This window comes from Pedobacter riviphilus, assembly GCF_014692875.1.
Taxonomy (GTDB): domain Bacteria; phylum Bacteroidota; class Bacteroidia; order Sphingobacteriales; family Sphingobacteriaceae; genus Pedobacter; species Pedobacter riviphilus.
The window spans coordinates 465,929-483,063 of record NZ_CP061171.1 but is presented as its reverse complement, the minus strand read 5'-3'; the positions used below and the strand labels follow the sequence as shown (position 1 = coordinate 483,063).

General features: G+C 40.3%; 13 protein-coding genes and 1 pseudogene. All 14 read right to left on the bottom strand.

The features are described from left to right. Window positions 1-9: 9 nt before the first annotated feature. The 14 genes and pseudogenes from H9N25_RS01855 to H9N25_RS01790 all read right to left on the bottom strand — a co-directional run bounded on the left by H9N25_RS01855 (window position 10) and on the right by H9N25_RS01790 (window position 17,081). Window positions 10-978, bottom strand: coding sequence for a metallophosphoesterase family protein (locus H9N25_RS01855; protein WP_190327760.1), 969 nt, complete (start codon window positions 976-978; stop codon window positions 10-12). A gap of 3 nt (window positions 979-981) precedes the next feature. Beyond that, entirely contained in the window at window positions 982-2,580 is a 1,599-nt protein-coding gene (locus H9N25_RS01850) for a LamG-like jellyroll fold domain-containing protein (protein WP_190327759.1), read from the bottom strand. A 7-nt stretch (window positions 2,581-2,587) separates the two neighbouring features. After that, entirely contained in the window at window positions 2,588-3,679 is a 1,092-nt protein-coding gene (locus tag H9N25_RS01845; RefSeq protein ID WP_190327758.1) for an alkaline phosphatase family protein, read from the bottom strand. 95 nt (window positions 3,680-3,774) lie between these two features. Beyond that, the gene (locus tag H9N25_RS01840) at window positions 3,775-5,790 is read right to left on the bottom strand and encodes an alpha-L-fucosidase (protein ID WP_223833539.1); all 2,016 of its coding nucleotides are present in this window, start codon (window positions 5,788-5,790) and stop codon (window positions 3,775-3,777) included. 84 nt (window positions 5,791-5,874) lie between these two features. Continuing rightward, window positions 5,875-7,647 (bottom strand): RagB/SusD family nutrient uptake outer membrane protein, encoded by a 1,773-nt coding sequence (locus H9N25_RS01835; RefSeq protein WP_190327757.1) that lies wholly within the window; start codon window positions 7,645-7,647, stop codon window positions 5,875-5,877. A 25-nt stretch (window positions 7,648-7,672) separates the two neighbouring features. Beyond that, on the bottom strand, window positions 7,673-8,029 hold the full coding sequence (locus tag H9N25_RS01830) for a TonB-dependent receptor (RefSeq protein ID WP_190327756.1): 357 nt from the start codon (window positions 8,027-8,029) through the stop codon (window positions 7,673-7,675). Between the two features lie 8 nt (window positions 8,030-8,037). Then, window positions 8,038-9,585 (bottom strand): TonB-dependent receptor domain-containing protein, encoded by a 1,548-nt coding sequence (locus H9N25_RS01825; protein WP_223833729.1) that lies wholly within the window; start codon window positions 9,583-9,585, stop codon window positions 8,038-8,040. Further along, complete coding sequence (locus H9N25_RS01820; RefSeq protein ID WP_190327755.1) at window positions 9,486-11,240, bottom strand: SusC/RagA family TonB-linked outer membrane protein; 1,755 nt, start codon at window positions 11,238-11,240, stop codon at window positions 9,486-9,488. Before H9N25_RS01820 ends, H9N25_RS01825 begins: the two co-directional genes overlap by 100 nt. A gap of 149 nt (window positions 11,241-11,389) precedes the next feature. Continuing rightward, complete coding sequence (locus H9N25_RS01815) at window positions 11,390-12,559, bottom strand: FecR family protein (RefSeq protein WP_190327754.1); 1,170 nt, start codon at window positions 12,557-12,559, stop codon at window positions 11,390-11,392. A 90-nt stretch (window positions 12,560-12,649) separates the two neighbouring features. Then, window positions 12,650-13,216, bottom strand: a complete 567-nt coding sequence (locus H9N25_RS01810) for an RNA polymerase sigma factor (protein ID WP_190327753.1) — start codon at window positions 13,214-13,216, stop codon at window positions 12,650-12,652. Between the two features lie 394 nt (window positions 13,217-13,610). Next, a pseudogene (locus H9N25_RS01805) lies at window positions 13,611-13,937 on the bottom strand (TlpA family protein disulfide reductase); the annotation flags it as partial. 266 nt (window positions 13,938-14,203) lie between these two features. After that, window positions 14,204-15,658 carry a L,D-transpeptidase family protein gene (locus tag H9N25_RS01800; RefSeq protein WP_190327752.1) on the bottom strand — a complete coding sequence of 485 codons (1,455 nt, stop codon included), beginning with the start codon at window positions 15,656-15,658 and terminating at the stop codon, window positions 14,204-14,206. Between the two features lie 308 nt (window positions 15,659-15,966). Further along, the gene (locus H9N25_RS01795) at window positions 15,967-16,656 is read right to left on the bottom strand and encodes a sulfite exporter TauE/SafE family protein (protein WP_190327751.1); all 690 of its coding nucleotides are present in this window, start codon (window positions 16,654-16,656) and stop codon (window positions 15,967-15,969) included. Beyond that, window positions 16,653-17,081 (bottom strand): FixH family protein, encoded by a 429-nt coding sequence (locus H9N25_RS01790; RefSeq protein ID WP_169501975.1) that lies wholly within the window; start codon window positions 17,079-17,081, stop codon window positions 16,653-16,655. The genes H9N25_RS01795 and H9N25_RS01790 overlap by 4 nt, the downstream gene beginning before the upstream one ends. Between the last annotated feature and the right edge of the window lie 54 nt (window positions 17,082-17,135).

Genomic DNA, 17,135 nt, shown 5'->3' with positions numbered 1-17,135 from the left:
TAAATTTGCTTACCCTAAGTTTCTATCTGATATATAGGGCACAATCGGATAAATATAATCGTCTATATTTACGCCTAATTTCTCGGGCGATGAACCCACGAAAACAGTTTTTTTGCCTTTAATTGTAATTCTGTTTTTATGGTCAATCTCAATCATCGCCCAAATCGGATCTTTATAGGGCACGGTATATTTAATGTTTGGATGTGTTTTATCTACCTCTTCAGAGTAACGGCTTTCTTTATACTTATCGCCCAGCCATTGGTACGACGCACTGTTGATCTGTACATAATGAATGTTATTGATGTAATTGTAGTAATCCTGGTGATGATGACCACTGATCACCATCATTACTTTTTGCTTACCCGCTTTCTTGTTGGCCTGTTCAAGTGTATATCGCAACATTGTACCGTTTTCCAGTCCACCCGCATCATTATCTAAGCCCTGATGACAAAAAACCACTGTTTCTAAATCTGTTGATTCTAGATCTTTTCTAAGCCAATTGAGCTGTACGGGCGAAATAAAGCGGGCATAACCTTTGGGGCGGTCGGCACTTTCATTGTGCTCATTTCCATCCAGAATGATAAAATGGAAACCATTCACATCAAAAGAGTAGTATTTAGCTTTGGCATTCCAGAACGCAACTACCTGATCGCGCGTATATCCACCATCCGTATCATGATTACCGATTACATGGTATTTAGGGCCTTTAAACTGATTCCAAACATCCATAAGCGGAATATTTGCCTTTTTCGGAAAACAGAAATCGCCGCCCTGTATAATAAAATCGGGCTGCTCCCTGTTCATTTCATCAATAAAAGCGGATAAACGTGATATCCCATCGTGCATAATATCGTGGTGGAGATCGGTGATCATACCAATCCTGATTTTCTTTTTCGCGGGGCTTAATTCAGGAAACCGGGCAAAAAGCATGGTACCGCCTGCCAGTCCTGTTGTTTTTAAAAATTCTTTTCTGTCCATTTCTTATTTCTTTAATTGAAAACTGGTTATTACAGCTGCATGGTCTGAGGGAAACATCACAGGGTGATAGTCGATCACCCTCGATTCGATTGGATTGAGGCCTTTTCCTTTATAGTAAATAAAGTCGATACGATCTCTAACGCCATACTTGCTGGTGGTGGTTGCTGCTCTTACCCCCCAGGTTAAACCCGGATCGAGTAAAGGGTTTTTATGCAATTCTCTATAACTGTCCCTCAATCCGGCTTTGATCATTTCTTTACTTTCGGGCCATTCTACTTCTAGGTTAAAATGAATGGCCTTGGTTTCGGCAATCCAGTCTAAATGCGAGCCCATATTAAAATCGCCGCCCATAATAACAGGCAGGTTGTCTGTATTTTTAAGATAAGGATCGATGCCTTTTAGGATTTCCTTTATTTCTGCATGTCTGGTAAGTGCCTCATCCTGTACTAGCTGCTGTGGAGTTTCTTTCTTTTCTCTTATGCTTGCATCAACATCGGGCAAATAATTTAACCAGGTATTAAAATAGACAAGGTTTTTATCCTGACTCAACTTTAATTTTACACCACCAAAATTAGAAGGGTGAAATACCTTGATCGTCTCTGTTATGGGGTAACGGCTCATGATGGACAGGTTGGAACTGATCAAATAAAAATAATAGCCTAAAGAATCGGCAATGACCTCGCCCGAACCATAGGTTTCTATGAGTCCGATAACATCGGCATTTGTTGATTTCATGGTTTCAATCAAACGCTGCAGGCCAACGGCCTGGCCATAACGATGTCCGCCATGCCAAATATTCCACGACAGTACTTTTAAATGTAAAGGATCATAAGTTTCCTCTCTTGTTGTATTGGGGAAAAACTGTTCATACAAAGCGCTCACTTCCTTTGTATTTAAGGGCACATTCCAAACTTTTACCTCATCTATGTATCCATTAAAGGCATACCATTGTCCGTTAGATCCGTACTCCCACTTTTCGTCAGTACCGCCAACAACTGTTGCAAGCTTGGTTTCAAAGCTTTTAATGCCTGGTGTATTGTAAACGGCAACATTTTTTCCATCCAAAAACATCCATACTTCTTGTTTTTTACGGTCGACGGTAAAAACGATCTGATGCCATTTGCCATCGTTTATCTTTTGTCTTTCTGCAGTAGGCTTGTAATCATATCTTTTTTTGCCATCATTTAAAATTAGCGCCCAGGCACCATTTTCCTGTGTGTAGATCTGCCATCCGGCACTCGCCAGTTCGTCTGCATTTTTGTTTCCCATTACAGGTGTACCCATTTTTGCATTGGGTAATGTTTTAATCCATACTTGTACAGAAAATGAGGTACGCTCATTAAATTCGGGCAATGTGCCTTTACTCAATTTAACAGGCCTTCTTAAAACAGCGTTTGCAGAAAGATCAAGCGCGTTCCCGCTTAAGCCCTTTACATATTGCGATTGTTGCAGATCAACAACGTAGTAAGCACTATCTTTAGGTGTAATAACCTCTTCTACGTTATCGTCATCAAAATTCAGATCAAATACCGGCTTCTGGGCACTTGCCCGATTTTGACAAGCGAGTATAACGATTGCGAATAAAATTGCCTTTAATTTCATGCCCATGTTATTTCACAACAGATTCAATAACCTCACCGATAGGGTTTACTGAAGTGAAGTTAAAGCCCAATAAGCTGACGATTGTTTTAGCATACTGATCCTGGTAAATCTGTCCGTTATTCTTCACTTCGCCAAGTGGTTTTATTTTTGGTCCTAAAGCCATAAACCAGGTATCGTTAGAATGCGGAGTACCGGAACCATGACTTGTCCACTGTTTTCCTTCACCGCGGCCATGATCTGGCATTACAATTATTGTGGTGTTACCTTTATAAAATGGATCTTTCTGTATATAACTCCATAAACTGCCGATCATGGCATCAATGTTATGGGTAGCATCCAGGTAAAAATCATACTTACCTTCGTGGGCATGATCATCAGTATCGGCCAGATCAAGATATACCACTTTAGGGTGCTTGGCCATAATATATGATTTTGCTACAGCAAAAGTACTGGCATCCCAACGCTCACCGCTGCCCCATAACTGTGGTTCGTAATGCTGTGCTTCGTTAGCCAGTTTTTGCGCTTCAGTAAGGTTATTTCCTTTAACATCCTCGAATGGGTTATTTACCATTAATCCGTTTCTGTTGCGGTTAATAATTCTGGCTACGGCATCCCAGGATGCAAAAGCCACAACCTTGCCTTTATACCCTTTTTGCTGATCGATGAACTCGAGTATATTTTTATTCGGGTTATCGGGATAGTCGTTGGAGTTAACCTTAGGATCGGGATAACCTGTTAAATTTTCGTTTCTGCCCGGATAGGAAAACCAAAAAGTGTTTTTAACGTTAACCAAACTTCCTTCGTTGCGGTTACCATAAAGCTGCCCCTGTTTTGCTATTGTACCCCATACAAATGGCATGAGTTTAGTCCTCCGATCCTGCTCATTATCGGCCCAATATTTCTTGATCCGCTCGGTAGAATCTTGTGAGTTGTATTTCTTGCTTGCAATAAGCTGCTGTTCGGCCCCTTGAAATACCTCATGCCAGCGCAATCCATCTATTGAAATGATGATGATGTTTTCGGCTTTATTAGTGTTCTGCGCAATAGCAAAATGACTAACCAAACTAATTAATAAGAGTGCAATACCTTTTTTTTTCATGTTAATTTCTTTATCGATCGGATACGATCATTTTTACACAATTGTAAAGAGCCCCTCCCTAAGGAGGATGCTCTCAAACTAACCAGCAATTTTTTTTAAGGTTTATCTGCTTCCAATAAAACATTTTTGATTTTAAAAAGCTCCTTTCCATCTGTTAGTGGCGTAACCGCCAACTTATAAATAGCCTTCTGTGGTAGGTTAATCACACCTACAGCATGTTTGATAAAAGAAACAGGCTTGTCGGAATTTATCTCATTGCAAGTAGAGAGCGTTTTGAAATTAAACTCCCGACCATTCATTGTAACTTTTCCTTCCTGACCAGCGGAGGCTGAAGGGCAGACATAATCCAGATAAATTTTATAGTAGCCCGGTTCTAAAGCGCGGATAGTAAAAATTGTGCTGTCGGCTGGCGATTTCATTGCCCCTAATACTGTAACATGCTTCCAGTCTCCAAAATAATGGTTGTAAGTAAGTGTCTCTATCCTGGTTGCGCCTTTATGTTGCGCTGAAATTACAGGCAGTTCATTCGATTCGTAAGCAGCAGAAACCGTAATGGGCATACTGTTTTGATAATCTGGCGTTTTACCTGCATAACTAACCGTCAGCACCTCATCAGCAAGGCCTGTTACCGGCACATTAGGTAGCGTAACCTCCAGATCTTCTCCTGTTTGCCGCCATTTTAGTGCAACGCTACCAGCAAGAGTGCTTACACTGATTGCTTTTGGAGAAAAGCCCGGCACCAGTAATTTACCGTTATTAGGCCGTTGAAAAATATGTAGATACAATTTACCGGGTTTAGAGGTTGTAACTCCCCAGGGTTGCGCAGGGATGAAGCCGGCTATACTGGCATAAATGCTCTCGCCATTGACTTTCAGCCACCGGCCGACACTTTTTAGGCAGTCGATATTGGCCTGGGGGATTGAACCATCTCCATCGGGTCCAATATTGAGCATCAGGTTTCCTCCTTTTGAAGAAGCCGTAGCAATCAACCTGATAATATCTGACGATGTTTTAAAGTTTTGATCGTGTGCAATGTAGCCCCACGAGTCATTAAAGGTGTAAATGGCTTCCCAGGGTTTTGCAATAGGTTCTGCCGGCATTTCCGAGTCTCCAAAGTCCATATAATCTCCCAATCCCTGCCCCACACGACTGCTAAACAACGTTTGTGGTTGCAACTTATGCAAGTCGTCAACCAGGAATTGAGTTTCCTGCTTATTTAACCCTCCAGGCATGTCGAACCAAACCATCCCTAACTTACCATAATTGGTTAGCAATTCTTTAAGCTGCGGAATAGATTTTTCCTCATAATATTTATGGTAATCTTTAGATTGCTTAAAATCCCAGTCGTTTCCTCCGCCATTTGGCTCATGCCAATCCAAAAACTGGGAATAATAGAAGCCGAAAGGTAGTTTGGCATTGGCCGCTGCTCCCGAAAGTTCTTTCATCACGTCTTTTCCATAGGGACTCGCTTTTGTTATGCTGAAATCACTGACTTTTGAATCAAACATGGCGAAGCCTTCGTGGTGCTTAGCGGTTACGACCATGTAACGTGCACCCGAAGACTTAATTAAATCCACCCATTCGGTGGCATTAAATTTTAAAGGATTGAATTCCCCAGCCACCAATCCGTAATCTTTAGCGCTTATTTTTGCCTGATACATTAGCCATTCGCCGCTGCCATAATACCGCTTACTCTGCCATTCACCAGCCAGTTTCGAATAAAGCCCCCAATGGATAAAAATACCAAACTTCGCATCCTTAAACCATTTGAGGTTAGGATGTTCCTTTCCATTGGAACGACTGTCCCACATAGATGGCATGGTTTGCGAGTAAGCACAGTGGCAGAGCAACATGATAGCTGTTAGCAGCAGACTGTTTTTTTTATTATTATATTTTGCATTCATGATATCTAATATTTGGAACAGGCAAACCATCGTGACGTTTAGTTGTGATGGTGATCTATCTACCCCCAGTTCTTTGGCATCAATGTGCTCCGGATTGAATCCTTCTGCAATCTCCCCATCGGCCGGAATTGTATATTTAGTCATTGTCCAAGCTTCATCGGGATCGTCAAAGTTGAGTGTAAACACCATAATGAATGAACGTTCCATTGTGGCAGGAAAGGTAGCCCCCTCCATTCCGAGGGAGCTTATTCCTACTAAACTAACTAAAAATTTACTACGTTAAAGACGACATTACCACCCAGGGTTTTGAACAAGTTTTTTGTTCAACAATAACTCCGTTGTCGGAAGTGGAAACAAATAATTTTTATTTTCATTAAATGTTTTAACTACGCTGGGCGATGGTATGATATTGCCTGAATTTCCATTAGACAAAAACACATCGGTATTAATTATGGCGTATGTGACACCAGGCGTTGGGTTAGCCGGCTTAGCGGTAACAATAGCATAGTCTGGCGCTCCATCTAAGTTTAAATCATACACCCCTAACCCTGGGAAATAAACTCCTTTAAAAACTTCTGCCATTAAATTACCAACTTTCCAACGCATGAGATCAAGATAACGTAGATTCTCTGAAGCCATCTCTATACGGCGTTCTCTTCTAATCTCGAGCAGTACATTTCTCTGTGCCCCTAAAACATTAGGATATTGAGCAGCCAAAATAGGATCAAGACTTACACCCATACTCAGAGGTGGCATTCCAGCCCTTGCTCTAATCTTAGTTATGGTTAAATCAAGATCTGCCTGTGTGAGTTCCCCCAGTTCTGCCCTGGCTTCGGCATAAATCAGAAGCACTTCCGCATACCTGATAATTGGCGCATCATTATCTGATTGTCCATATATAACTTTAACAGGATCATCCTGATAAAATTTGATTTGTGCATAACCGGTCGGGTTAGCACCACCAATTTTTGGATTAGGGCTCACTTTTGGGCCGTTTATGTTTGATGCATTAAACCGTTTATAAAATGGATTTACACTCGTTTGCAATAACCTGGGATCGCGATTGGCAAATTCCTCCATGTAAGTCATTGTGGCATAGCCGGGTTGATCGGTAAAACGTGTGCCATCTTTCATCAAATAAGAATTGATTAATGACTTAGAATACCCCCATCCATATCCTCCATTGATATCGGCCGTTACAGAATGTCTGATATTCAGATCTGTCCTGTATTCTCTTGCAAGAATAACTTCGGAAACGGGTGCAGCATCCATTTGGAAAAGGTTATAGTAATCTACATCCGGATTTCCGGTTGAATACAAGGAATATTTGTTTTCATCCATAAGTGCCTTAGAAGCATTTTTGGCTTCAGTAAGAAATTTATTAGCATCTGCAAGTCCCCGGTATTTTCTCCATGTCCCTTCAAAAAGACAAATACGGGCTTTGAACGCCATTGCCACATAGGCATTAACGGTCCATGTTGGTGTAGATTTGCGAATGTTTGCAATTGCAAAATTAAGATCAGCCAACACAGAATCCATCACCAATGCCCTAGGGTCTCGTGGTTTATTAATTGCTTCTGTATCTTCACTGCCCAGCGTTTTAGAATACCAGGGCACATCGCCATACCTTGCCACCATATCATAGTAAAACCATGCCCTGAAAAAACGGGCTACACCCGCGTAATGATTTTTCGAAGCAACAGGGGCATCTGCCTTGCTGTAATTCTCCAGAAAATAATTGAGGTTACGTAGGTGCCCCCATGAAGTGGTTGAATTGGTTGACCACTTGGAATCCGTAGATGGCAAGAGATAAGCACCCGCTACTATCTTATTACCGGGTACGGTTTCCTGATTATCACTTTGGCCGTCTCCTTCGGCTACGGTTTCGGCACTTGGAAGATAAGCATAAAACCCATTCGAAAACAGTTCCAGATCTTTCTCAGTTTTAAAAAATGTTTGTGGCGCGATAGACGCAATTGGAAACCGGTCTAATTCTTTTTTACAACTCCAAATACTAACAATAGTTATTATTCCTATTATTAATAAAAATTTATTTTTGTACATAATTTTTAAGTTTAACAGGTTTGGTTTAGAAAGTTACATTTAGCCCGACCGAATACATTCTTTGAAAAGGGTAAGCTTTTCCGGTTCCCCAGGCGGAACTGGTTAAGGCTTCAGGATCCAATACCTTAAATTTAATTTTATTGATCTCAGCTATATTTTCTCCACTGAGATAAAACCTTACTTTCTTTACACCCAATTTGCTAATCAAACTAGTGGGTAAGGTGTAGCCTATTGTCATATTTTTTATACGCATATAGGCACCATTAAGCATATAACGGGTTTGAACCACGCCCATATCTCTCCATGCGTTAAGCCCAAAGTCACCAACTCTCCATCCGGCAAAACGTGGAAAATAAGCATCGGGGTTTTCAGGGCTCCACATATTATCTATTACGTGCTGATAAACCTGCTCCCAGGGTGCAAAATATTGGCCCAGAAATAGCCTGTTCTGTCCCCCGGCCAGTAATCTCTTTTCCCTACTCCTTGTAAAAAAGTACTGAAATCAAAACCTTTCCAGGCAAAAGAAGCGTTAAAACCAAAAGTATATCGAGGTGTATTATTGCCAATCACTTTTAGATCTCCATGATCAGCAAGGGTTTGTTTACCAATATCAATTTTACCATCCCCATTTAAATCCACATACTTAGGGTCGCCGGCATGAAAACCATAATATCCATCGACTGCCGACTGATTGGCGTGACTCGCTACATCAGCATCGCTTGTAAAAAAACCATCGCCAACAAAACCCCATATTTCACCTACTTTTTTACCCACATAATAATCGTTTATAAGGCCATTAGGGTTACTAAATTTAGTAATGGTGGTTTGGTTATCTGATAGGACAAGTCTGAAATTATAGGAGAAGGGTGAACTGGCGAGCGTGAATTTATCATTCCATGATATAGTGGCTTCCCATCCTTTAGTTCTCAAGTCGGCGGCATTGGTAAGTGGAGGTGTAGTACCCAATACAGCAGGTAGTTGCTGAGGTACTGTAAGCATATCTTTTACATCCCTTATGTAATACTCTAAGGTGAGTCCTAGCCTGCTCTTTAACATACTTAAATCAAGTCCCAAGTTTTTGGTATTTTGTTTTTCCCAGGTTAAACTTGGAGAAACTAAACCTGGGGCGTAAACAGCTGGTGGCTGGGTTCCTCCTAATATATTACTAATCTTCCCGCTGGAACGCAATGAGGCAATGTATGCATAATAGCCAACATCCTGGTTACCGAGTGAGCCATAGGAAACACGGAATTTCGCATCATCAATTACATTTTTCAACCCGGAGAAGAATCCTTCCTCAGAGATTCTCCATCCAGCTGATAGCGAAGGAAAATACCCCACCCGATCGTTAACCGGGAATCTTGAAGTAGCATCCATACGTCCGTTTAATTCTAACAGATATTTGTTGTCATAAGAATAATTTATCCTTGTAAACGCACTATTTAAAGCATATTCACCTCCATCGGCTCCGTATGTTGGGTTAGGGTCAGTCGCCAAAGACAATACAGGTGTAGCGGTGCTGATCAGGTTATTTCTCATAACACTATTCCATTCAAAACGGTACCGTTCGCTTCCAATACCTGTCATTATTTTAAAATAATGTTTCTTCGCAAATGTTTGCTCATATTCTACATAAGCATTAAAAACCTTCTGAGTATTCTGATCAGCGCGTGACCTGATGCCACTAACACCATCCTGTATATTCCGGGTTTGATCTGCGGTTTGATAAAAGATAGGGACATAATTGTCTTGAGCATTGACATTGACGTTTCTGAAAGTATAACTTGCAAAGCCACGAAGCTTATTTTTGAAGAAACTTAACTGAGCATCAAAAGTGGTTAAATTATCATTAGTGGTATTTTTACCACGCCCACCGTCATAAAGATAAGCCACACTATATGCATTTGGAGTCCATGTTCCGTTTGGGTTTTTTGGAATATTAAGTGATGGGTTTCTTCCGATGTCATGATAAACATCCCCCGTTCTGTTGTACCATTCCAAAAAGTGGGATAATTATTTATAACCTTGCCAATTTGTGTGGTATTACCAAATTTCAACCATTCTGTAGCTTTGAATTCTATCTTTCCCCGCATTGAATACCTCATCCATTCATCATTTTTTCCCTGCAGTATCCCTTGCTGATCAATATAACCTGTAGAAAAATTATATTTTACTTTATCGGACCCACCACTTACCGATAAATTATTATCAGTAGTTGGACTTGTTTTTCTATAGAATTCATCAAACCAATTCGTATTGCCAACATAAACATACTGGCTTGGATCAGATGGATTAACATAGTAAGGAGGCAGGCTTGGATCTTTTGAACGCGCATTGGCATAATCTATCATCTGCTGTGTGTAACCAGGCATATTGGTACCGTAATAGGAACTATAGCCTAAATTTCTATATTTCATAACAGTTGCGGGGTCGGTTACTACCTCAGGTAACTGGCTGATCTTCTTTACTGAATAGTTGGAAGAAAACTGAACCGAAACTCCTGTATTATATTTCCCTGATTTGGTTGTAATCAACACTACACCAAAAGCGGCACGCCCGCCATAAATTGCGGAAGAAGCGGCGTCTTTCAGTACCGTAATGCTTTCCACATCCTGTGGATTGAGGCGAATGGCTTCCGCAGGGCTGTTTAAAGGCATCCCATCAACCACGAATAAAGGTTCGCCACCATTAATAGATTCAAAACCTCTTATATTAAAATCAGGCGATTGCCCAAGTTTACCGCTCGAATTGGTAATATTTAAGTTTGGGATAACCCCTTGTAAGCCCTGGCCAATATTGGGAATAGGTCTGTCTTCCAGCACAGCGCCACTTACTGTTGATATGGCACCAGTTAAATTTACTTTTTTGGTAGAGCCATACCCTACAACTACGAATTCAGTCAATTCTGCTGCACTGTCTTCAAGCTGTATGGTTAGCGTGCTCTGCCCGTTTAATGAAACTTCTTTGGTTTTGTACCCCACAAAAGAAATCACCAGGATATCGGTCTTATCTGCAACAATCGAAAATTTTCCTTCCGTATTGGTGGTAGTAGCCTTTGTGGTTCCCTTCACTCTTACCGATGCTCCAGGAAGCGGAGCCCCCTTGCTATCTACTATTTTACCCTCAATATTAATAAAAACCATCAATGGATAACCCAGGATACTGCTTTGCTCATCAACCCTGTTCTTTATCACAATAGTCTTGCCTACAATGGCATAGCTAAGCGACTGGTCTTTAAAAACATCCTTCAACACCGCCTCGAGCGGTTTGTTTTTGACATCTAACGACACTTTATTGCCTTTTTTAAGCAATTCGGTCTGCACCCATAAATTGTAACCACTCTGCTTTTCAATTTTATCCAACACAAGTTGCAGCGACGCATTCTTTACATTTAAAGTAATGCTTTGCCCAAAACCTGCTGCATAGATATGAAGGCAGGTTATAAAACAGATCAGGGCTGTAAGTTTGATTCGCATGATAAATCTTCTTTTTTTATCTAGGTCTATCCCCACATACCAGGCAAAAAAAGCCTGGGCAATTCTGTTTGCCTGCCTATTTTTATAAATAGGTAGGTACGGAGTAAAAAAATCCATATTTTTGTTTGGTTTGGTTGTTTCGTAAAAAGTTAATCCATATTTTTTCTTTAAGATTTCAGCCTAAACTATTGCCGGATGTGGTCGAAACACAGTCCGGTTTTTTTGGCTTAATCCGGTTAAAGCTGCCTGGCAGTTTTAAGTTAAAGTCAATCTCTTACTATAATCCTCCTTCCTTCAATCGTAAAGTTTAAGCCTCCGGTTTTTAGTATTTCAAAAATTTGAGCGATGGGCGTATCCCGTGAAATCCGTCCGTGGAAGTGATAATCGGGAACCTGCCCTACAAATTCAACATCTACATCATACCACCTCGAAAGCTGGCGCATAATGGACGATAAACTGGTATCGTTAAATTGAAAAGAACCTTCTTTCCATGATATTATTTCTTCTATATCCGGATGTGTATTTAAACTCATAAGATGGCCGTTATTTATGGCCTGCTGACCGGGAATCAGCATCAGATCTGTATTGGTTTTTGCACCTGAATGAACTTTTACACTGCCTTCAACCAGAGTTGTTTTAATGTTACCTTCATTGGCGTAACTGTTAATATTAAAATGTGTACCCAATACCTCTACCATCTGATTTCCACTCATTACCCTGAATGGTTTAGACTTATCTTTTGCAACTTCAAAATAACCTTCACCCGTTAACACCACTTTTCTTTCCTTACCCGAAAAGGCAAGCGGAAACCTTAAAGATGAAGCTGCATTTAGCCAAACCTGTGTACCATCTGGTAATTTTACAAGGTATTGCCCACCTTTAGGTGTCTCAATAGTATTGTAATCATTGCTAGGATCTGAACTTTGATTTATTGGTCCACTAAACGTGTAACTCAATTGCCCGCTGGCAGTTTTAGAAATGCTGATTCCTGCCTGTTGGGCAACTTTTCCATTGCCTGCAGCATCAAGATCGATTTTGCGGCCATCAGCTAAAATTAAAAAAGCCTTGTTACCTCCAGGTGTGATATCAGCCATCAGCTGACGGTGCGCTTTCTTTTCTGGATTTAAATGAGTCAGATATACAATTGGGAGGCCTATCAGGAAAATAGAGGCTGCAATAGCCATGCAGACCCGTAAAATAAACTTGGTTTTAAAGACTGGCTTATTGGGATTTTTCGTTTCCTTTGGGAGCCTTTCCTCAATTTGGGCGTAAATTGATTCCCTTAATTCTTTTTTCTCGCTTTTACCTAAGCTTTCGGTATAACCTATTTTGCTGTCATATTGCGCATATAGCAGATCTAATTCCTCAATTTCCTGGGCTGAGGCTTTATTCTGGTAAACTTTTTCAATTAATTCTGTTATTCTCTGTTGATCCATAGCGACTGTAGTTATCTATAAGTCGCACTCCATTGGAAAAACCGCTATTGGAAATAATTTATTTTTTACTATTCTTTTAAGAAAGGTGTATTAGCCTGCATTATAGTTACGGAAGCCTGTTTTCATAATATCCATGGCCTTTCCAATATGCTTTTCAACGGTGCTGACAGAAATATCCAATTTTTCGGCAATAGATTTATTCGATAACTGCTCTATTCTGCTAAGCAAAAAAACCTCACGGCATTTCTGAGGGAGTTTTTCGGTAATCATGTTGATTTTCTCGGACAGTTCCTTGGCTTCCAGATTAGTCTCAGGAGTTTGGCAATGTGGAGCTGGCTGATGCAGCATGGTTGCTACATACCTGTCATGAACTGCCATGGAACGGAAGACGTCAAAAATCTTATACTTGAGTGCATTCTTGAGATAACCTTCGAGGGAAGACCGGACCTCAAGTTTCTCTTTTCTCAGAAAAAGATTTACAAAAATATCCTGAATCACCTCTTCAGCAATTTCGATATAACCAAGTCTTTTATACGCCATATCTAATAGCATATCCCAATACCTGTTATATAGTTCCTTGAATGCAAGACTATCCCCATTCCGTACCATATCCAGAAGTTCTGGATCGCTATAGCTGCTTGGATGATTTGAGTTCATGAGAAAAATCTAATATAAAACAATTGCATTTTGTATGCCTGACTATAACAAGCATCTCATAGATCAAATATAACAACATTAAACATTTGTTTAGTATTACTAAATTTTTATTTCTTTGTTAAATTAAATCTTGGGTCAGGCTTAATTTCATGATATAGCAAGTTAAAACCCTGCTATTATCAGCAAATATTTGGTTATATCAAATATACAAATACTAAACAAAGTTTAATAAAAAATTATTTTTTATTTTCAGCGTATGCATTTGGCAAACGACCGTCTCGGATTAAAAATTCGTCAAATGTTGCGTTGTAAACATCTTTCTGATGCCCTGAGCGTATATTTCACTAATAGTGCACTTAGAGGCCACACTATTTTTTCAATGCCTTAATTTCCTTCAAAAGCTCCATTTTTTGGCTAGGTAACTTAGCATTTTACCCACAATTTCCCCTTGCTTATTGATCAACATATAATGGGGAATATCCCCAATTTGAAACCTATCGTTAAGTAGTGCAAATTCATCTTTACTCAACAGGTAATGCTCACCTTTGAAGTCCTGTTGTTTAATTGTTTTGCTCCATGATTCTTCTGTACAGTTTACTCCGAGGTAAAGGAATACCACATCCATTCCATCAAGTTCCTTCTTTAGTTCATAGCTGGATGGCATTTGGCTCATGCATGGCCCACACCAGGGCGCCCAAAAATCCTCATATACGGCCTTGCCTTTATATTTTTCTACTAACTTCTCTAATAATGTATTTCATAGTTCATATTCTTAAATTTAAAATTTAAGAAAAATCTCCGTTCATTCTTAGTGCCAACACAATGACGAAAAACCTATACATGGCTTTTACAAGAAATATCGAACTAAAGAAACAGAAAAAAGCAGGTGTAAAAAGTCCGCTATGAAAATCGCGGTTAACTTTAATATTTCTTTGAGACCATAATATTTTACCTATCTGCCTCAGCAGAATTTAGACGTAACACTGATCAGCGGTCTTTTACCAACACAGACTCTTGTGGAAACATCTGCCTTTCTAGCCCGGGATCAAGGTTATAGATATCAGGATATACCTTCAACATGCCGTCAATAATTTCTGCAGTAAAATAGGTTATCTTGATGGGAATGGGATTCCGTAGGAAAAAATCTTTTTTTTCCAATTTTCGTGCTGATTTTTTCATCTCAGCAGATCTGCTGGAACGACCATCATGGACCAATAGCATCGACGCAAGTTTTTCCGCTCCCTCTACCCTGATGCATCCATGGCTGAAAGCCCGTTCCTCCTTTTTGAAGAGTTTTTGCTCAGGGGTATCGTGCAGATAGATATCGAAACGGTTAGGAAAACGAAAGACAACTTTCCCCATCGCGTTATCGCACCCGGGAGACTGCCTCATGGAGTAGCCGGCTGGGTTTGCTTTAATCAATTTTAAATTCGCTGGACTACCAATAACATAATTTCCTTTTTGATCATAGATGGCATAATGGTTATCCTCCAAAAAAGTGGGATTCTTTAATGCTTTGGGCAAAAGCTCCCTCGTAAAGATCTTTACCGGCACTTTCCATTCAGGGGCCGTAGTAAGGTATTGCACCTTACTTTCCAGTTGAGGGGAAGGACTGGTGGGTTTCCCTACAACTACCTTAAAAATTGTAACAGAATCGCCATTGTGCAGTGTTAACAGAAAGGAAGGAATATTGATCTGCAGATAATAAATGCTACCGGTGTCTACCCATCTCATCCTTTCCATATTAACTGCCATTTTCCTGGCTTCTCCCTCTGGGAACTCGTAACAATCGTCGATATACTGCCCCTTTACAAGGTGGAGATAACTTTGCAGATCCTTGTAACTTTTTAGCTCAGGCTGTGCCGTACCTATACTGACCATAAAATCGCGTGCGCTAAGGGAAGCGAACAACAAATTCTGGGCATAATCTTCTGTTGGGCTGTTTAGGGCGTACTTTGTCCTTACCGGGTTGAACTTCCCATAATGGAGGTGGTTGATCAGGGTGAGCATCGCATCGGTCATATAGATATCGAAATCCTCCCTGTCCATGCTGTAGCTCATCCCGGGGCTGGACACCAGTGGTTTAAGTCTGTTATAGGTCAGTTCATTGGGGTGAAAATCCTGGCGATTAAGTCCGAACTGCAGCACACAGTCTAAAAGGAGCATGGCGTGGTATACCGGGGTACGGACTGTATCGGGATAAACCCACGCCCGTTGAAAATTCATTCTCTTATAAAACCTGGCTACGGTTTCGGGATAGTTCAAACGGGACCCGAGCGCTAAAAGTTGCTTTTTGATCAGCATGGAATCTATCCTTTGAGCCGCGCGCTCATGTACCAATGGATATCCCTTAATGGAGGCTGACAGCAGAAACGCAAGGACCATACATACCCAGGAAATAAATAGATTTTTTTGTAAAAAAGATTTCTGATTTGTTTTCATGACCGGAATATTAAACATCATAAAATTGGACTATAAAAACTAGAACCGTGATGATTGTAATCACCTTGGCTAATGACATCTATCAGAAATTCGGTCTGATTTAATAGGTTGCCCAACAGCATCTATTGCCCCAACTCGAAGAGAAAAGAACTTATAATACTATGTTGAAGTGGAAAAAACTGGTATTAAAAAAAATACAGGTATGATGCATAAATTCCGTTTATCCTGCTGCTTAATTACAATAGTTTAGTTAGTTAGCAGTAGCAGGCTGCCTTTCAGGTTTTATTAGCGCTATTTTTATCGGCAGTCTATTGCATGGCCATAGGTACTGGTAGTTTTTGGGGATATAAAGGGAATGCCCAAATCGGCCGATCGCAAGATAAGTAAGGTACCCATAAAAAACATAAACCAGGGAATAAGCCTATTGGTATTAAAACGGATGTATTTCTTGAGGAAGATCCCCCTAACGAAATCATGAGCATCAGTGGGGTGGTACCCAATCCAAAAAGAAGCATAAAAGTAGCACCAGATTTAATACTACCCGTATTTAAAGCAGTTGCGAGTGCCAGATAAACCATCCCGCAGGGGATGATGCCATTCAGCATTCCGGCAAACAATCCCCACAATGGCAAATTAAATACTTTTCCCATTAATCTGCTTAGCGGATTAAGCACCCATGACTGGAACTTAGAAAACCTATTTCTATAGGCAGTATTAAACTGCAGTGCTGTAAATAAAATCAGTATAGAACCGATTAAGATGCTCAGCATTTTCTGATCGCTAAAAATGCGGATACTACTCCCTAAGGCACCCACCAACAAGCCTAATACAGTATACACGGCAATTCTGCCAAATTGGTACAACAAAAGCTGTAATCCGCTTTGAAAGAAATCCTGCTTTCTGAATGGCATACCCAGCATGATCGGTCCGCACATTATGGCGCAATGAAGGCTTCCGAAAAGCCCCATCAAAAATGCCAGTGGTAAAAAATCCATCATAGGGTGATGTTATTTTTAAACAGATAATCTTTTCCTGAGGAGTGCCACTGGAGGTTTAAAAACCACATTCCCCTGGGCATTTTAGTTTTATCAACCAGAATAAGATTCGCTATTCCTGAGGTATTTCCTTTTAGCTTAATATCGTCATCGCTATTGGCAGGCCGCATTAAAACAAGATTGTATTTCGCACTATCTTTTACCTGAATGATAATCTGAGTTTTTGTAATGGTAATTTTTGGTTTAGCGTGATCATTGAGTACATTCTGTTTGGCATTGTATTCCGCATTGTAATTGATTCCCTTTTCGTAATAATTTTCTTCGATCAACGCATCCCGCCCATGTAAATGGAACATATAAACGACCATCCCCACAATAAACATCATGAATGCAATCATTCCCAATACTATTTTTGTGCCCCAGTTCATATCTCTTATTTTTTAGTTTTGAATGAGTCGACCCTTCAACCATTCCCTAATTCA